The organism is Thioflexithrix psekupsensis (genome assembly GCF_002149925.1).
GTDB lineage: Bacteria > Pseudomonadota > Gammaproteobacteria > Beggiatoales > Beggiatoaceae > Thioflexithrix > Thioflexithrix psekupsensis.
In genome coordinates this window covers 513,101-528,735 of record NZ_MSLT01000012.1, presented here as the reverse complement: position 1 = coordinate 528,735, position 15,635 = coordinate 513,101, and the positions used below count along the sequence as shown (strand labels likewise).

The window sequence follows — 15,635 nt, the reverse complement described above, 5'->3', positions numbered from 1 at the left end:
ATGGAATAATATTAACATGCTTGATTCGCAATTAATTCGTAATGATTTAGACACAGTGATTACTCGTTTAGCCACTCGTAATTTTACAGTGGATCAAATGCGTCTTATTGAATTAGAAGAACGACGCAAAACGATACAGGTAAAAACGCAAGATTTACAAGCAGAACGCAATCAACGTTCTAAAGAAATTGGACTGGCAAAACGCAACGGTCAATCTGTTGACGAATTAATGCAATCAGTGGCCGAATTAGGGACGCAATTAAAACAGGCTGAAACATCATTAGATGATATTCAAGAAGCCTTAAATCGTCTGTTATTAGGAATGCCAAATTTACCGCATGTTTCCGTGCCAATTGGCGAGGGAGAAGCCGATAATTTAGAAGTTCGCCGTTGGGGAACGCCGCGGGTGTTTCATTTTACGCCTAAAGACCATGTGGATTTGGGTGCGGGATTGGATCAGCAATTGGATTTTGAAACCGCGGTTAAAATTACAGGATCGCGTTTTGTGCTAATGAAAGGGCAATTGGCGCGTTTGCATCGGGCATTAATTCAATTCATGTTGGACTTACACAGCACACAACATGGCTATACAGAAGTCAATGTGCCGTATATGGTGAATGCAGAGAGTTTATTGGGAACGGGACAATTGCCGAAATTTGCCGATGATCTTTTTCATATTCCTCATCAAAATTATTATTTAATTCCCACCGCTGAAGTACCTGTAACAAATATTGTCCGTGATACCATTATTGAAGCCGAACAGTTGCCTTTAAAATTTGTTTGCCATACTCCTTGTTTTCGCAGCGAGGCCGGAGCTTATGGTAAAGACACTCGTGGCATGATTCGGCAGCATCAATTTGAGAAAGTAGAATTAGTGCAAATGGTATTGCCCAGCGAATCTTACAGCGCATTAGAACAGTTAACAGGACATGCTGAAGCAGTATTAAGAGCCTTAGAATTGCCTTATCGTGTGGTGAGTTTATGTACGGGCGATTTGGGTTTTTCTTCGGCTAAAACCTATGACTTAGAAGTGTGGTTACCGGGGCAAGATCGCTATCGGGAAATTTCCTCTTGCAGTAATTTTGAAGCCTTTCAAGCGCGTCGAATGAAAGCACGTTATCGTGATCCTGAAACGCGCAAGCCATTGTTATTACATACATTAAATGGTTCTGGTTTAGCTGTGGGACGGACATTGGTGGCGATTTTGGAGAATTATCAGGATGAATCAGGACGGGTGGCTGTGCCTACCGTATTGCAACCTTATTTGGGAGGTTTATCCCAGTTAGGTTAATTGTGGCATTGGTTTAGGGGTTAAAAAATGAAATGGTTTTTTTATTTTTTACTGGGATTGTGGTTGTTATTGGCAGGCCCAATTGGCGTGTTATTGTTTGGCGATTTAGACTTAGCCAGTTCATGGCAAAGTGCTTCACAAGAAAGTGCAGGTATTGCCCCGCCTCCTAAGGAAAATACAGAAGCCATCATTCAAGTTTACGCGGCGCGCACTTGGAGTTGGCGCGGAGCGTTTGCGGTGCATACTTGGATATCCTTCAAGCGCAGCCAAGAAGCCTTCTATCATTTGTCGCAAGTGGTTGGTTTTTTACAACATACCACGCGAGATGGTAAAGTTTTACAACACCTTACGGATACTATTCCTGACCCGTATTGGTATGGCAGTCCACCTGAATTATTGGCCGAAATTCGCGGGGGGCAAGAGGTTGATTTAATTATTGATCGTTTAGAAAATGCCATTGAGCAATATCCTTATCCCTTTGAATATCGAATGTGGCCAGGCCCAAATAGCAACACATTTACCGCATTTGTGGCGCGGCAATTACCTGAATTAAAATTGGATTTGCCTCCCACGGCTATCGGTAAAGATTTTTTAGAACATGGACAATGGTGGGGAACTGCTCCCAGTGGAACGGGAAAGCAATTGTCGCTTTATGGCTTGTTGGGAATTATGGTAGCAGTGGAAGAAGGCATTGAGCTGAATCTATTAAGCTTAACTGTGGGCATTGATCCTTTAGATTTAGCCATTAAATATCCTGGAATTGGGCGAATTGGTTGGCGTTAATGGTATACCTTACTTGGAATCATAATAATGCGATTCAAAAAATTTTCTTTTGGTTTATTACTGGCTTCATTGTGGCTGCAAAATAGTGCGGCTGATACCTTAGTCGAGGTGATCGAGCGCACTTTAGCCACGCACCCCGAAATTATGGCAGGTCAACATCAGCGATTTGCCGCCGATGAGGCGATTAAACAGGCTCGTGCGGGTTATTTGCCACGAGTGCAGGTGACGGCAGCTTATGGTCATGAATACAGCGATAACCCCAGCACGCGCTTGTCCAGCACGGAAGACGGTGATTTGGAATTGATGCGCCGCGAATTGGGGGTAGGGGTTTCGCAAATGCTGTTTGATGGTTTTGCGGTTAAATCAGCCGTTGCAAATCGCACGGCGTTACGCGATTCTACCGCGTATCGTTTGTTAAATACTCACGAAAATATCGCTCAAGCAACGGCTGAGGCTTATTTAAATATTTTTCGTCGCCAAGTGTTATTAGAACTGGCTAAAGATCATTTAGTGGTGCATCAAAAGAATTATCATAAAATCGAAGAATTATTTGCCAGTGGCGCAGGGAGAAAAGCGGATTTACAACACAGTGAAAGTCGCTTGGCTTTGGCCGAATCTTTGTTAATTAATGCGGAAGGGCATTTAAATAATGCTTTTATTTACTATCAGCAAATCACAGGGGAAACTGCAAAAAATTTAATTCCGCTCGCCAGCGATCCAATTGCGGCCACGTTACGCCAAGCCATTCCCGCTCATTTAGAAGCTGCATTAAGTCAAGCCTTAGAACAACATCCCGTTTTATTAACCGCAAAAGCAGAAATTGCCGCCGCAGAAGCCAGTTATCATCAATCAGGCGCGATTTTAATGCCGCAATTAAGTGTAGAATTGGGTGGTTCTAAGAATAAAAATTTAGACGGGGTAGAAGGCAATAATGATGATTTATATGCCATGTTACGTTTAAATTATGCCCTTTACCAAGGCGGAGCCGACAGAGCCAAACGGGTAGAAGCCGCGCAATTGTTAGCCGCCAGCCGCGAAAATCTGCGCCAAAAAGAACGAGAAGTTGAGCAGGAAGTGCGCTTGGCGTGGAATAATTTGATGACCACACAACAGCGTTTTGCCCCTTTGGAAACGCATTTACGCGCCACTTCGGAGGTGGTTGCCGCTTATCAAGAGCAGTTTAGAATTGGACAGCGCAGTTTATTGGATGTTTTAGATTCGGAAACGGAATTATTTCGAGCGCATTCTTCTTTGGCCGAGTTGCAATATAGTGAATGGATTGAAATTTTTAATTTGCTTAATGGCATGGGTATTTTATTAAGCACACTGGATATTAAAAAAACAAATATACATTAATCTTTACTTTCTAGGTGTTTAAAATTCATGGTCAGTAATGAAATAGTGACTCGTCAAAAAAGCGGGTTAAATTGTCCTTCTTGTCCATTAAAAAATGGCGGTTCGGTGAGTGAATGTTGTATGGGTTTGCGAGCAGTATTGCGCCAAGCTTATCAAAATTCATTATCTCCCACATCACCAGCAGAGAAAATGGGAGATTAGTGCGTTATTAAACAGTTGACGAAATTCGCCCTTTAGCATCCATGACACGACTACCCTAAAAAATCCTCAAAAAACCAGGCTGCAAAAGCATATCGGCCATTTAATCCCGATTTACGATAAATGGAAGTGGCTTGTTGTCGCACGGTTTTCTCTTTGGTGGCGCGCAATTGAGCAATTTCCTCAAAACTCAGCCCTTTAAGTAATAACATAGCCACTTCTTTTTCACTTTGGGTCAATTCCCAACTGGTGAATTGTTCTTGAATAACGCCAGCATATTGACGACTGGCTTGTTTTACTTTCTGATGCACTTCGTCTAAATGCGTGCGGGTCAACGTCAGTTGTTGGCTTAATTGTTCAATTTCTCGCTGCCGCTGCCACACTTCCCACATTAAAAAAATAATTCCAAAAACAGAAAACAAAATAACCACCAATTCTATGGTAATGTGGAATAAAGTATGATCATAATCAGAAAGATCATTATAAAATTCATAAAAATTCAACAACACAATAATCAACAACCAAATAATAAACAGCTTTTCTTTCCGTTGTGACATAATAAAATACACCTTGAAAAATTTCAGTGTAGCAAAATAAGGCCGTTTATACGACCCTTAACAATTTTTCTAAACGTTGGCATCTCACCCACAGCAAGGGTTGGGATGCAGAATTGAATTTTCCATCAACCCCGTTGGCTCTATTTTTTCAACGCTAAATAAGCTCATCATAAATTATTCGCAGCATGAATTGATTTATCAAAATCATTGCAGAAAATAGTGCTTAACGCTTACATTTATTTTCACACGTAATTTATTTCACCTGAAAATTAAGCTAAATATAATACTAATAACTTCAAAAAGATGTGTTATTCTTTCATAAATACTCGCTCAAAAGACTATCGACAATATCCCATCTAGTGCCATAATGTCCTCATGATCGCATTTATCCGTTTTTTATGAGCGAAAGTCAGTGAAGTCATCACACTTTGCTTGATAACAGTGCTATCCTATACTTACCATCAAGTACATCTCTCAAGTCCTAAAGAGACTTTAAAAATGCAACCGAATAATCAATTAAAATATAGAAAAATTATTTGCAGCACAATGTCGGTCGATACGATAAAATTCGCATCGACGGAATGACCACCCTTAAAGATACGGGAACATTGCGCGTAAACCACCCGCACCCGTTAAGCCAACACAGAACATTATCGCTTCGCTTTGTACGCTAAAGACTGTGCAGATGAAAACATTAGTTTATCTTTTATGCTTGGTATTCTCGCTAAGTTTAGCTTTTCCACCTGATGTTGACGCGCAGGGAAAAGGCAAAAACAACGTAGAAACCCTAAAAAAAACCAATAAGTGCGAACGCTGTAATTTAAGCAACGCCAATTTGGTCAATGCCCGTTTGGCGCGTGCGGCGTTACGGGGGGCAAACCTTAGCCGTGCCAAATTGCGTGGGGCCAATTTACGCGGAGCGGACTTACGCGGGGCAAATTTATCCCATGCCGAATTGCGCCGAGCCAACTTACGTGGGGCGCGGATGTCCGGAGCCAATCTGAGTGGTGCGAATTTGCGCGGTGCGAATTTGCGCGGTGCCGACCTCAGCGGCGCACAACTCAGCGGAGCTGACTTCAAGGGGGCTGTATTGAAAGATGCGAAACTCGACGGAGCCAGCGGTGCTAACTTAGACGGCGCAACCCGCTAGTACGCCATTGTGATCTCACAAGATATGGCTTTATATTCGCCACTGTTCACTTTTTCCTAACCGCCACAGCAACGTGTTTTACGGTGCGTTTTGTGGCGGGACGGGGGCTGGCGGGGTCTCAACGCCGAGTCAACTTACGCCCAATCGAGGTTAAACGCACAATCACCTTTAACGTTTTACGGCGCACCTGTCCGCGTTCCTTCACATCCAGCACCAAAAAATACAACACCGACCCCGACACCACACTGTAAATCACTCCACTCACCAAAACTACACCTATCGCATACCAACGATTTTGCAGCGCAATCTCAATCCAATGCGACAATAACAGCGTCAATAAATAACCAATCAAATACGGCACAAATCCCGGCACCAACACCCGACGAATAAATTCCATATTCGGCACCGCCAAAAAGCGATTAATATAATTAAAATAATTTAACGCACCAAATACCGTCGCCAACGCCACCGTCGCCACCACATGCACAACCGTCGGATGCTTTTCAAAATGAAACAATAACAATAAAAAAACAGTCACCAAACTTAAACGACCCAAAGAATAAGTCAACGTACGCGCAGGCTTTTCAATTCCTTGAAAAAACGCCGACCCCTGTCCCGTCAAAATATGCAAATGCTGGGGAAACGCCACAATCGTCATAATCGTCGCCACCACCGCAAACTCCTCTCGCGTCCCCAACCAACCCGCCACAATCACCCCAGAAAACGTGGACAAAAAACCCAAAATAAAACCCATAATTAAATTCATATTACGAGTTCCACTGATATACAATTGATAAATCTCATGTTTACGCTGCTGACTGTGCATGTAGGAAATGGCAGGCATCATCACAGTATTCATAGCCCCCGGAATCTGCGCCGCAGTCACCGGAAAACGCGATCCCAAATCCACCAAACCCGCCGCTTGCGTGCCTAATGTTGTACCACAGACTAACTTATCCATCGAATTCATAGTCATACTCAACATGCCCGTAAACTGCACCACCGCCCCAAAACGATAAAATAACCGCAAACACGACCGCCGAAAATGCCGCAACCCAATCGATAAGCCCGGAATCAAACGATAAGACAAATAAATATAAGAACCCACCATCAAAAAATAACGAATAATCAACGCCGCCATCAACGCATACAACCCCATCCCCATCAACAAAAACACCACAATCAGCACCGTTTCAATACTAATACACACCAAAGACACTAAGGTGGTTTCAGTAATGCGCTGCATCCCGTTGAGCATATACAAAAAACCGCCCAAACTGATTTCTATCATAAAAATACAAGCCGTACCATAAAACAAATAAAAGGCCATTTCATGATAGTGCGGCGCAATTTTAAAAATATCGACAATTAATTTCGGCAAAAACACATAAAACACCGCTAATAAAATTAAACTAATGGTCAATACCACAATAATGCCCGTAGACACCAATTGATTAATCTTATCTACTTCATGTCGCGCATGATATTCCGCCACATAACGCACATACACATTAGAAATCCCAAACGCACCCAATCCCAAATAACCAATAATCACAAAACACAACGACCATAAACCATACTCCTCCGTAGAAACAAACAATAACACGATTGGCGGGATAAATAAGCGCGTCGCCAAACGAAATATGCGCGCTAACATCGAAATAATAAAATTGCGAGAAACCAATGACTTGATTTCTTCTTCATTCAAATTCTTAGGTGTGTGGGGTGTGGGTTGAATTGTATTCATAGTTTTACTGGATAGAAATCAAAGAGGACGGCTGAACAATCAGCAGGCTGGATTAAAAAAAATCACTTCTTTTCTTGTCGCCAATCTCGACGAGCTAAAAAATCCCGATAAGCAACCCATAAAGGCGGCAACAAAAACCACCGTTGAGTCACGATTAATGCGGCCGCTTTCAATACCCAACGCAAAATAAAAATAACCGTAAATCTCGAACGATGAAAATTAAAACTATATTTTAACGTACTTAAATTTTCATAATAATTTGCCTGTTTCAACTGCTCCCGATTTCCGTTGGCTGAATGCCCCACACTGGCACTGCCACGATGTCGCACTACACTGTCTCGACACCACGCAATGGTGTAACCTGATGATTTTAAACGCTGACAATAATCTAATTCTTCATAAAATAAAAAATATTCGTCATTTAACAAACCCACCTCACGCAACACCTTGACGGGAAAAAACAACGCCGCCCCCGCCACATAATCCAAACGCGGTATGACTACCGATTGTTGCGCCGCGGCCAGCGACATACCCTGCCACACCGGTCGCGTGATGGTCAACCACGGATAATAACGACAACCCCCCGCACACTGCACCTGTTGTGGCGCATCCCATTCCACCAACGTACTGCCCCACAACCCCACTTCTGGCTGCGTTTCTGCACAATCTAACAAAGCTTGCAAACTGTCAGGAAAAACCGCGGTGTCATTATTCAACACCCACACATAACCCGCCTCCATTCGCGCCAACGCATAACGCAAACCCACATTATTCCCCCCCGCAAATCCCCAATTTCCCCCCGTTGGCAACAACGTCACCGCAGGAAAATGATCGCCATGGTCTAATTCATTCTCACTTAAAACCTCAGCATAAATCGCCCGGTCAGATGGCGAAAAATGCGCGTTTATCCACTGCGTCAATTGTAAAAAAGAATCATCCGATGACGCATTATCACAAATCACCCACTTCACCGGATAAACACACACCAACTGACGCAACGAGTTTAAACACGCCACCGTTTCCGTCCAATGACACCAATTTAACACCACAATGGTGACAACCATTTGCATTCCTCGTCACAACGCCACAAAAATCCGAAAATGATCATCGGCATACACTTCTCGATAAATTCCCGATTCCGCAATCGCCGAGCCATGCCACGCGGGATCGAGCCAATCGACCAAAATCGCCTTTACCTTAAACACATCGCGCAAACGCATTAAAGCTTCTCGACTGGTTTGTGCTGAAAAAATTTCTTGCATCAAGGCATAAGTTTGCCGATTTTGCGCGGCATCGTAGCGATAGGCGAACACCGTACTGTATTCAACATTCGCATAAGCAACGGCACGATCCGCAAACAAAGCATAAGGCAAAGTCGCCGGCCACGGCGTTAAAGTATGATAACCATCAGGATTGACTTGAACCAACTCATTAGGGCCGACCCATTCCCGTACTTTTTCCCACACCTTCGCGTGTAACAGAAAACTGCGGCGTTCCTGCCATTCTCGTTCACTGAGGGTCGAACGTGCGGGATCAGGCAAACGATACACATGCAACGTTGCCAAAGCCCCCAACATCACCCCCAACATGGTCACAGCCACCAATAAACACTGGCCGCGAATCACCAAAGACAAACCCCGCCATCCCCCAACCCGCGCCAATTGCGAATCCAATAAATCCGACAACCCCACCCCAGCCCAAACCAACAACAACATCACCGGCACCAGTACCGTGCGCCACCCAAATGTATTATTCCAAAACTCACTTTGCACAAACTGCACAATGAGCAGAAAAGTCACCGCTGCCCCTAAACTCAAATAGCGAAAATTGCGAATTTCAGGTGTTGCGGCCTGACGTAACAACAACGTCAACAAACCCACCGCATAAAAAATGCCCAAATTTAAAGGTAAAAACTGCACCCAGAACAATGGCACGTGCATTATTTTTCCCCAAATGCTGTCATAAGCAAATAAATTGGTGGCCAAATGCACTCCCCAACCAAAAGGCAATTGTGTTTCAGCCAATGATGGCCCGGATGATTTCGCCACAAATAACGGTATCGCCGTCAACACACACACCACCACCGCAATCACTGCCGTTTGCGTGCTTGCCCAATACGTGCCTAAACCCAAACGCAAAGCCACCATCGCCAACAATAAACCCGGTAACGCCAAAGTCAACGCAATCCCACCCACCCACGTCGAACTACCAAATGCCGTCGCAGCCACCCAACCAATTATCACCGCATATTCCCACGACAAATGACGCAACAACAAGACCCGACTCACCAAAAACAACATCACCACAATCGCCAATGCCGACAACACATGTTGTGGCACCCAAGCTGCTTGAATCCACAAGACTTCCAATGGATGTATTGTCGCATCCGAATTTGGATAACGCGGATAATCGATCAATGAATGCAAACCAGAACTGGTGAGACTCATTAGCAAATCCGCCGGCGGTCCCAACAGCGCAAAACCAATCACCAGAAAACTCGCCAACACCTTACGCCGCGCCACCAAAAACGCCAACGCCACCAAAAAATTTAACGTGACAAATGCCGTGATACCCGTCATAGCCACATCCACCGGCCAGCCCGCAGCACCCGTCAATAACTTAATGTGCGCGCCCATAAAATGCCAGAGAAAATAATAAATTAAAACAATCCGCTCTCCTTCTGGCGCATAATAAGGATTAAGCGGCAAGACCCCTTCACGGGCAATTCCATCCAACATTGCCACTTTGGCATGGTCAAAAATATGCGTATTAACAAATAAACCCTCTTGAAAAACAAACGGATAAATATTACGAGTCAACGCCGTAGCCCACAACGCGCTGAGTGCCAACAAGGCCAAAACAACAAACCATGACGGCTTTTGATCCGAATAAAACAGCAATAATGGCGCGGTGGATATGGTTGTTTTTGCTGCTATTTTTTTCTGCCAAAAATACCCCCCGCCCACAAACCCAAGCCACAATAACCCTAAAGTCCACACGTTCAAACCCACAACAGTAGTCACCGGCAAACTCACCGCACCAAACACACACAAACCCACCGCCGGCGCAATCAACAAATCTCCCCACCCACGCGAACTTAACCCCAACACACCCAACACCAAAAAACCCGGCACCCCAAACCACAACAAAGCCACCACAACGGCCAACCCTGTGTCTTGAAAGAAAACAGCACTAAATTCCATAATTAATAACCTAAAATCAAAACGATGGTACAATAGGCAAGTCAACAGGATAAAAGTAACCTATCATTCTCACCATCAAAAAATCACATTTCTGGAGGAGCAACATGAGATTTAATAAACACTTAGCTGGATTTACAGGACTGCTATATTCTACTTTACTCAGTGCGAACCTGTGGGCGGGTACAGCGACCGTCATTCAACATCACGACCAAAGCGGCAAAATACAAAAAATCACCATCACCGAAACCAAAGCCCGCATGGACAGCGACCGACCCGAACGCTACATGATTTTGGACTTAGAAGCACAAAAAATGTTCGCCGTTGATGGGTTAGAAAAACAAGTCATGGAAGTTCCGATCAAAGCCGGCAGCGACCTGTCCGCGCTCTCGCCCAATATGCCCAATGTTCCCGACGCACCACCAGTAAAAACCGCCCTCGTAGAAAAAGGAGAAGGGCAACCCCTACTGGGCTACCCCACGCGCCACTACCAAATCACCGCTAACGACCAAGTGTGTTCAGATAACTACGTATCTGCCCAAGCCAGTGACATCGCGCACCTGCAAAATTTTCTCACCGCCATGAGCGAATTAACCCATTCTCGACGGGCAATGATGAAAATGGCATTTGCGTTTAGTCCTTGTTTATTCGCGCAAAGTGAACAAGAAGGAGCCTTAATGACCAAAGGAATTGTTCTAAAAAGCATCGATAATCAAGGGCGCATTGTACATCAAATGGATGCCATTCAGACAGACGTGAGCATTGATGAACAACTCTTTGCCATTCCCAGTGATTATCCCGTGCTGACCGAACAGCAAATGATGCAAAAACGCATGGAACAAATGCAGCAAATGCAACAACAATTCCGTCAAGCCCCTCCGCCACCGCCCTCTATGCCCTCCATGCCACCCGCAGGACAAACTGCCCCGCAATACCGCCCTTTGAACTAATGGCAAATTTATCCCGCAATAATCAGTGGTTTCTAATGTAACCCATGATATGATAAGCGAGGCGCGGGCGGATTTACCCTTTGTGCGTGCCGTGATGACTTTAGAATGGTAGAGTCAACAAAAAACCTAATTTGGGCATTAGCGCGGGCGATGTGTTAAGCCCAATGAGATGATTCACTCTTATGTGACGGATAAATTGAATGAAAAAATTAACAGCACTGTGTATCTTATTAGCCAGCCAAACCGTATTGGCCAGTGAACCTGCGACTCGTCCTGTGGGTGATGCCGAAGCGGGCAAAGGAAAAACGATGGTCTGTATGGCCTGTCATGGTACAGACGGCAATGGCGCAATTGCCGAATACCCACGCATTGCCGGACAACATCCGCAATACATTGCATCGCAACTGAAAGACTTTAAATCCGGAGCGCGTCACAACGCCCTGATGTCCCCGATGGCTGCTGCGTTGTCTGAACAAGACATGCTGGATTTGGCGGCGTTTTACGCCAGCCAAAAAATGGCTTTAACGCCAGCCGCTGACGAATTGGCCGAACAAGGACGAGACATTTATCGTGCGGGTGTGAAAGACAAAGGCGTACCCGCCTGTATTGGCTGCCATGGCCCGAATGGCAACGGCAATGGAGCTGCGTTATATCCACGTATTGGTGGACAAAGTGCCGCTTATTTAGAAAAACAATTACAAGACTATAAATCCGGGGCGCGTGCAGGCGATTCACAAGAGCTACTCAAGTTGATGATGAAGCAAATTGCGGCCAAATTATCTGCCGAAGAAATGAAAGCAGTCGCTGCTTACACTTCAGGCTTACGTTAATTTTCTAATGCCCTAGATTGCCTCAATCAAAAGGGATAACCCTCGCAGATACGAAAGGGTTATCCCTTTTTTATGATCATTTGTGATTTTTTATGATTCTTTTTATCCCCCTAAATAATGCACTTTTAACACATTTTGTTTAACCACCGATTGCGCGAGGGAAATCAAGTGTTGATGATGGGTGAAAAACAGCACTTGGGTTTGTTGGGCGAATTCGGCCAAGATTTGTAGCGTCACTGCGGCGCGATCATCGTCGAAATTGATCAAAATATCGTCTAACACCAAAGGCAACGGCTCATGTTCAGCCAAATAATGCGACACACTCGCCAAACGCAAAGCCAAATACAACTGATCGCGTGTGCCTTCGCTCATGGCGTGCGTGGCGATTTCAGCGCGATCCCGCATTCCGAGTAACACCGCTTGGGGATTATTGCCCACAAATCCAGAACATACCCCCTGATAGCGTCCCAAAGTTAAGCGCGAAAACAACGCACTGGTGCGCTGCAACAACGGTTCTTGATGCTGTTCACGGTAGCGATCCATTGATTTGCGCAATACAGTTGCAGCCAAATGAATTTGCATATATCGCTCGCTTAATGTCTGCATTTCGGCTAATGCGAATTGTGCTTCATCGGCCGCTTTTGCGGCTTCGGCATTGCCGTCCATTTGTCCTAATAAGGTTTTTAATTCGCCAATTTTCTGATCTAATTCTGAGCGGGTTTGCTCTAGCTGTTGTAAAGTATTTTGGTTTTGCTGAATTTGATCGGGTAATTGATCGGGATCAATTTCATTTGCCGCTTCGGCTAATTCTAATAAAGATAAACCTTCCCCTTGTTCTAATAACTGTTGTTCCAGTTCTAATAATTCTTTTTGCACCTGATATTTATGAGCAGATTTCTGTTCGGCTAATTCCAGATCATTCACATTATCACAACAGGCTTGTTGAAATAATACTTGTAATTGCGCTTGGGCTTGTTGTAATTGGGTTTGGGCTTGGGTAAAGGTGCGTTGTTCTTTTTCTAAACGCTGTTGTAATTGCTCTTGACGGGTGGCATCTCTTTCGGCGGCACTTAAACGCTCCGATAAATGCACCACAATATTTTCTACGGGTAAATCCAACAATTCAGGGGCTAATTGTGTCGTTAAACGCACCACATCGGCACGAAACACGTTAGCATCTTCTTCCATGCGCTCAATGCGTCGCCGCAAGCCGTGAATGCGTTCAATTTTGTGCATCACTTGATCTAAAATGTTTAAAACACTGCGTACGCCTGCCACATCCGTATTTGACGCTAAATGTAAAGGAATCAAGGCTTGCGTCCATTGCCGCTGCCAATCGTTTAAGGCTTCGCCGATCTGTTGACACGCGGTTTCTAAATTTTGCTGTTCATTGTGTAAGGTATTGATTTGACGATGCGTATCATCATGTTGTCGCTGCAAAGTGGCGTAATAATCGACGCTAGAACGGGCTTGTTCTACCAAATCACTCAAGCGCGTTAGCGGAATCACACGATGGGGTAAATGGCCTAAAACGTGGGTCAATTCTCCGCAGGTTTTCTGCATTAACTGCTGTTGAATTGTAAAAATATGCTGTTGTTCTCTTAATTGCGTGCTGAGTTGGCGTAAATGCAAACAACGAGTCAACCACGCCCGCATTTCTGCGGGGCTACCGGGGAGAATGCCCGTCGCCTCCCAACACATCAACCAATCGCGTTGTGCTTGATGCGCTAAGTCATTGGCGGCGTACCATTTTTTAATGTGTTGTTCATGTTCTTGTTGCGTGCTGTGTCGTTCGGCTAAAAGATTGGCATATTCGGCTACGCGATGGGCTTCGCGTCGTAAACGATCAGCAATTTCATCGGCTTGCAACAGAGCCGCTTCAAATTGTTGTTGTAATTCTGGCGTATTAGCCCCTTGTTTAATACCTTGCCATTGTTGATTACGCAAGGTGCGGGCGTGGTGTAAATCGTCCTCTGTGGGGACAGCACCGGCATAATTCAGGGCTTCCAATTTCTGCTCGGCTTCGGCAGCGCGGCGGCGGGCTTCTAATAAGCGTTCTTTAATGCGCCGTTGATCGGTTTCTAATTCTTTAAACCGCTGATCAAATTGTTCAATTCGCTCGGCCGCAGGCAAAGCCAATTGATCCAATTCGTCTAATGTTCCTGTCCACAATCCCAGTTGTTTTAAGGCAATATCGGTTTCTTGTTTTAATAATTTAACCGTTTTTTCTGCCTTATTCATTTGCTGTTCTAAATCACCTTGTTTTAAGGCATGAGTTAAAGCGGCTTTTAATGCCTCTAATGGCGGAATAGTGGGTAATTGGGCTAAAATTTGTTGTTGTTGTTTTAACTGTTGATTAATTTTATTAAGACGTTCTTGCAAATTCACCTGTTTTTCTAATAACACAGGTTGTTCATTAGCCAAACGTTCTAATTGATTGCGTTGCAATTGGGTTAATTGCAATTGGGAAACTTCGGTGAGATTAAATTGCGGATAAATTAAACGCAATTGCACTTCCGCATCATTTTGCACCGTGCGCATTTCAGTACGCACACCGGGTAAATCGCGTGCGGCTTTTTGATGACTGCCTGAGCGTTCTACCAAATTATGCAGGGTATTTTTTTCGGCCAATAATAATTGGGGAATAGAAAGTTGCGCTAAAGTTTGTTGCAATTCTTGAATATTGCAATGGGCTTGTTGTTCTTGAGCTTGAGCGGTATTAAGATTGGCAAGAATTTGCAAACGACGTGCTTGGCTGTCGGCAGGAATAAGAATCACATGTGCCAATTGCGTCAGGGTATCTTTTAAAATTTTTTGCCGTTTTAATAACGGTAATGTGCGTTGAATGCGCGTGAGATGTTGCTGTTCTTTTTGCAATTGACGCAATTGCTGCGTGACATGCTGATGTTGCTCACGTGCTGCGTCTAATGCCCGCGCTTGCTCTACCCAACGGCTGGCTGATAAAGAACAGTCTTTAATTCGTTTACTGGCTTCTTTGTAAATGCGAATGCTTTGATTTAATTTAGGTTTATCGGATCGCGCTCTGGGATTAAATAAATCAGTGGCTTCTTTGTCTAATTCTAACAGTAATTTGTGCAATTGTGCATTGCCTGTGCCTGCACTAAATAAACTTTCGCCAACCTCTCCACCAGAATTTAATAAAGCATCGCCCCCTTGTCTCAATTGTTCATGATCAAAACAGAATAAGGTGCTAAAACGGCTCTCAGTGATGGCATTGAGAAAACTATGAAATTCTGTTTCATCTAAAGGCGTATTGTGACGGGTATTGATCAGGGTATTTTTGCGCCCTTTACGACGAAATGCTTCAATAATCTGGCCATTTTCTTTGCTTAAACGCGCACCAATACGCAATTGATCATTGTTATGCAAAAATGCGTCGTTGGTGCGCTCTGGAATGCCAAATAAAAAGTGATTAATGGCGCGTCTTGTGGTACTTTTACCCGCTTCATTTGCACCGTAAATTAAGTGCAACCCTTGTTCCGGCGCGGTAAAATCTAGGGTGGCATTGGTAAAAAGTCCAAATGCGGTTAATTCTAAGGTTAATAGTTTCAT

12 protein-coding genes are annotated in these 15,635 nt (G+C 44.4%); 7 read left to right on the top strand and 5 right to left on the bottom strand.

Annotation, left to right across the window (positions count from 1 at the left end):
• Nucleotides 1-16 precede the first annotated feature (16 nt).
• From serS to TPSD3_RS17500, 4 genes are read left to right on the top strand one after another with little or no spacing between them, the layout of a single operon-like run.
• Entirely contained in the window at nucleotides 17-1,291 is a 1,275-nt protein-coding gene (gene serS / locus TPSD3_RS07440) for a serine--tRNA ligase (protein ID WP_086487942.1), read from the top strand.
• A 27-nt stretch (nucleotides 1,292-1,318) separates the two neighbouring features.
• Nucleotides 1,319-2,074, top strand: coding sequence for a DUF3750 domain-containing protein (locus TPSD3_RS07435; protein WP_086487941.1), 756 nt, complete (start codon nucleotides 1,319-1,321; stop codon nucleotides 2,072-2,074).
• Between the two features lie 27 nt (nucleotides 2,075-2,101).
• Complete coding sequence (locus TPSD3_RS07430) at nucleotides 2,102-3,430, top strand: TolC family outer membrane protein (RefSeq protein WP_086487940.1); 1,329 nt, start codon at nucleotides 2,102-2,104, stop codon at nucleotides 3,428-3,430.
• 27 nt (nucleotides 3,431-3,457) lie between these two features.
• Nucleotides 3,458-3,631 carry a hypothetical protein gene (locus TPSD3_RS17500; RefSeq protein WP_176329774.1) on the top strand — a complete coding sequence of 58 codons (174 nt, stop codon included), beginning with the start codon at nucleotides 3,458-3,460 and terminating at the stop codon, nucleotides 3,629-3,631.
• A 50-nt stretch (nucleotides 3,632-3,681) separates the two neighbouring features.
• On the opposite strand, the gene TPSD3_RS07425 is transcribed toward TPSD3_RS17500, so the two are convergent.
• Complete coding sequence (locus TPSD3_RS07425) at nucleotides 3,682-4,185, bottom strand: helix-turn-helix transcriptional regulator (RefSeq protein ID WP_086487939.1); 504 nt, start codon at nucleotides 4,183-4,185, stop codon at nucleotides 3,682-3,684.
• Between the two features lie 685 nt (nucleotides 4,186-4,870).
• On the opposite strand from TPSD3_RS07425, the gene TPSD3_RS07420 reads away from it, so the two are divergent.
• Nucleotides 4,871-5,335, top strand: coding sequence for a pentapeptide repeat-containing protein (locus TPSD3_RS07420; protein ID WP_086487938.1), 465 nt, complete (start codon nucleotides 4,871-4,873; stop codon nucleotides 5,333-5,335).
• A gap of 118 nt (nucleotides 5,336-5,453) precedes the next feature.
• Here TPSD3_RS07420 and TPSD3_RS07415 read toward each other — a convergent pair whose 3' ends face one another.
• The 3 genes from TPSD3_RS07415 to TPSD3_RS07405 form a co-directional block, all read right to left on the bottom strand.
• Nucleotides 5,454-7,082: an MATE family efflux transporter gene (locus tag TPSD3_RS07415; RefSeq protein ID WP_086487937.1), complete on the bottom strand. Its 1,629-nt coding sequence runs from the start codon at nucleotides 7,080-7,082 to the stop codon at nucleotides 5,454-5,456.
• A gap of 62 nt (nucleotides 7,083-7,144) precedes the next feature.
• Nucleotides 7,145-8,146 carry a glycosyltransferase family 2 protein gene (locus tag TPSD3_RS07410; protein WP_176329773.1) on the bottom strand — a complete coding sequence of 334 codons (1,002 nt, stop codon included), beginning with the start codon at nucleotides 8,144-8,146 and terminating at the stop codon, nucleotides 7,145-7,147.
• Between the two features lie 12 nt (nucleotides 8,147-8,158).
• The gene (locus tag TPSD3_RS07405) at nucleotides 8,159-10,285 is read right to left on the bottom strand and encodes a hypothetical protein (protein ID WP_086487935.1); all 2,127 of its coding nucleotides are present in this window, start codon (nucleotides 10,283-10,285) and stop codon (nucleotides 8,159-8,161) included.
• A 104-nt stretch (nucleotides 10,286-10,389) separates the two neighbouring features.
• On the opposite strand from TPSD3_RS07405, the gene TPSD3_RS07400 reads away from it, so the two are divergent.
• Entirely contained in the window at nucleotides 10,390-11,232 is an 843-nt protein-coding gene (locus TPSD3_RS07400) for a hypothetical protein (RefSeq protein ID WP_086487934.1), read from the top strand.
• 200 nt (nucleotides 11,233-11,432) lie between these two features.
• Nucleotides 11,433-12,062: a c-type cytochrome gene (locus TPSD3_RS07395; RefSeq protein ID WP_086487933.1), complete on the top strand. Its 630-nt coding sequence runs from the start codon at nucleotides 11,433-11,435 to the stop codon at nucleotides 12,060-12,062.
• A 102-nt stretch (nucleotides 12,063-12,164) separates the two neighbouring features.
• Here the strand turns inward: TPSD3_RS07395 and TPSD3_RS07390 are convergent, their stop codons facing one another.
• Nucleotides 12,165-15,635 (bottom strand): YhaN family protein, encoded by a 3,471-nt coding sequence (locus TPSD3_RS07390; protein WP_086487932.1) that lies wholly within the window; start codon nucleotides 15,633-15,635, stop codon nucleotides 12,165-12,167.

Bases quoted from the DNA above. Each gene is read 5' to 3' on its own strand.
- TPSD3_RS07395 (WP_086487933.1), top strand. From the start codon at position 11,433: ATGAAAAAATTAACAGCACTGTGTATCTTATTAGCCAGCCAAACCGTA.
- TPSD3_RS07405 (WP_086487935.1), bottom strand. From the start codon at position 10,285: ATGGAATTTAGTGCTGTTTTCTTTCAAGACACAGGGTTGGCCGTTGTG.
- TPSD3_RS07425 (WP_086487939.1), bottom strand. From the start codon at position 4,185: ATGTCACAACGGAAAGAAAAGCTGTTTATTATTTGGTTGTTGATTATT.
- TPSD3_RS07420 (WP_086487938.1), top strand. From the start codon at position 4,871: ATGAAAACATTAGTTTATCTTTTATGCTTGGTATTCTCGCTAAGTTTA.
- TPSD3_RS07435 (WP_086487941.1), top strand. From the start codon at position 1,319: ATGAAATGGTTTTTTTATTTTTTACTGGGATTGTGGTTGTTATTGGCA.
- TPSD3_RS07400 (WP_086487934.1), top strand. From the start codon at position 10,390: ATGAGATTTAATAAACACTTAGCTGGATTTACAGGACTGCTATATTCT.
- TPSD3_RS07430 (WP_086487940.1), top strand. From the start codon at position 2,102: ATGCGATTCAAAAAATTTTCTTTTGGTTTATTACTGGCTTCATTGTGG.
- TPSD3_RS17500 (WP_176329774.1), top strand. From the start codon at position 3,458: ATGGTCAGTAATGAAATAGTGACTCGTCAAAAAAGCGGGTTAAATTGT.
- TPSD3_RS07415 (WP_086487937.1), bottom strand. From the start codon at position 7,082: ATGAATACAATTCAACCCACACCCCACACACCTAAGAATTTGAATGAA.
- TPSD3_RS07410 (WP_176329773.1), bottom strand. From the start codon at position 8,146: ATGGTTGTCACCATTGTGGTGTTAAATTGGTGTCATTGGACGGAAACG.
- TPSD3_RS07390 (WP_086487932.1), bottom strand. From the start codon at position 15,635: ATGAAACTATTAACCTTAGAATTAACCGCATTTGGACTTTTTACCAAT.
- serS (WP_086487942.1), top strand. From the start codon at position 17: ATGCTTGATTCGCAATTAATTCGTAATGATTTAGACACAGTGATTACT.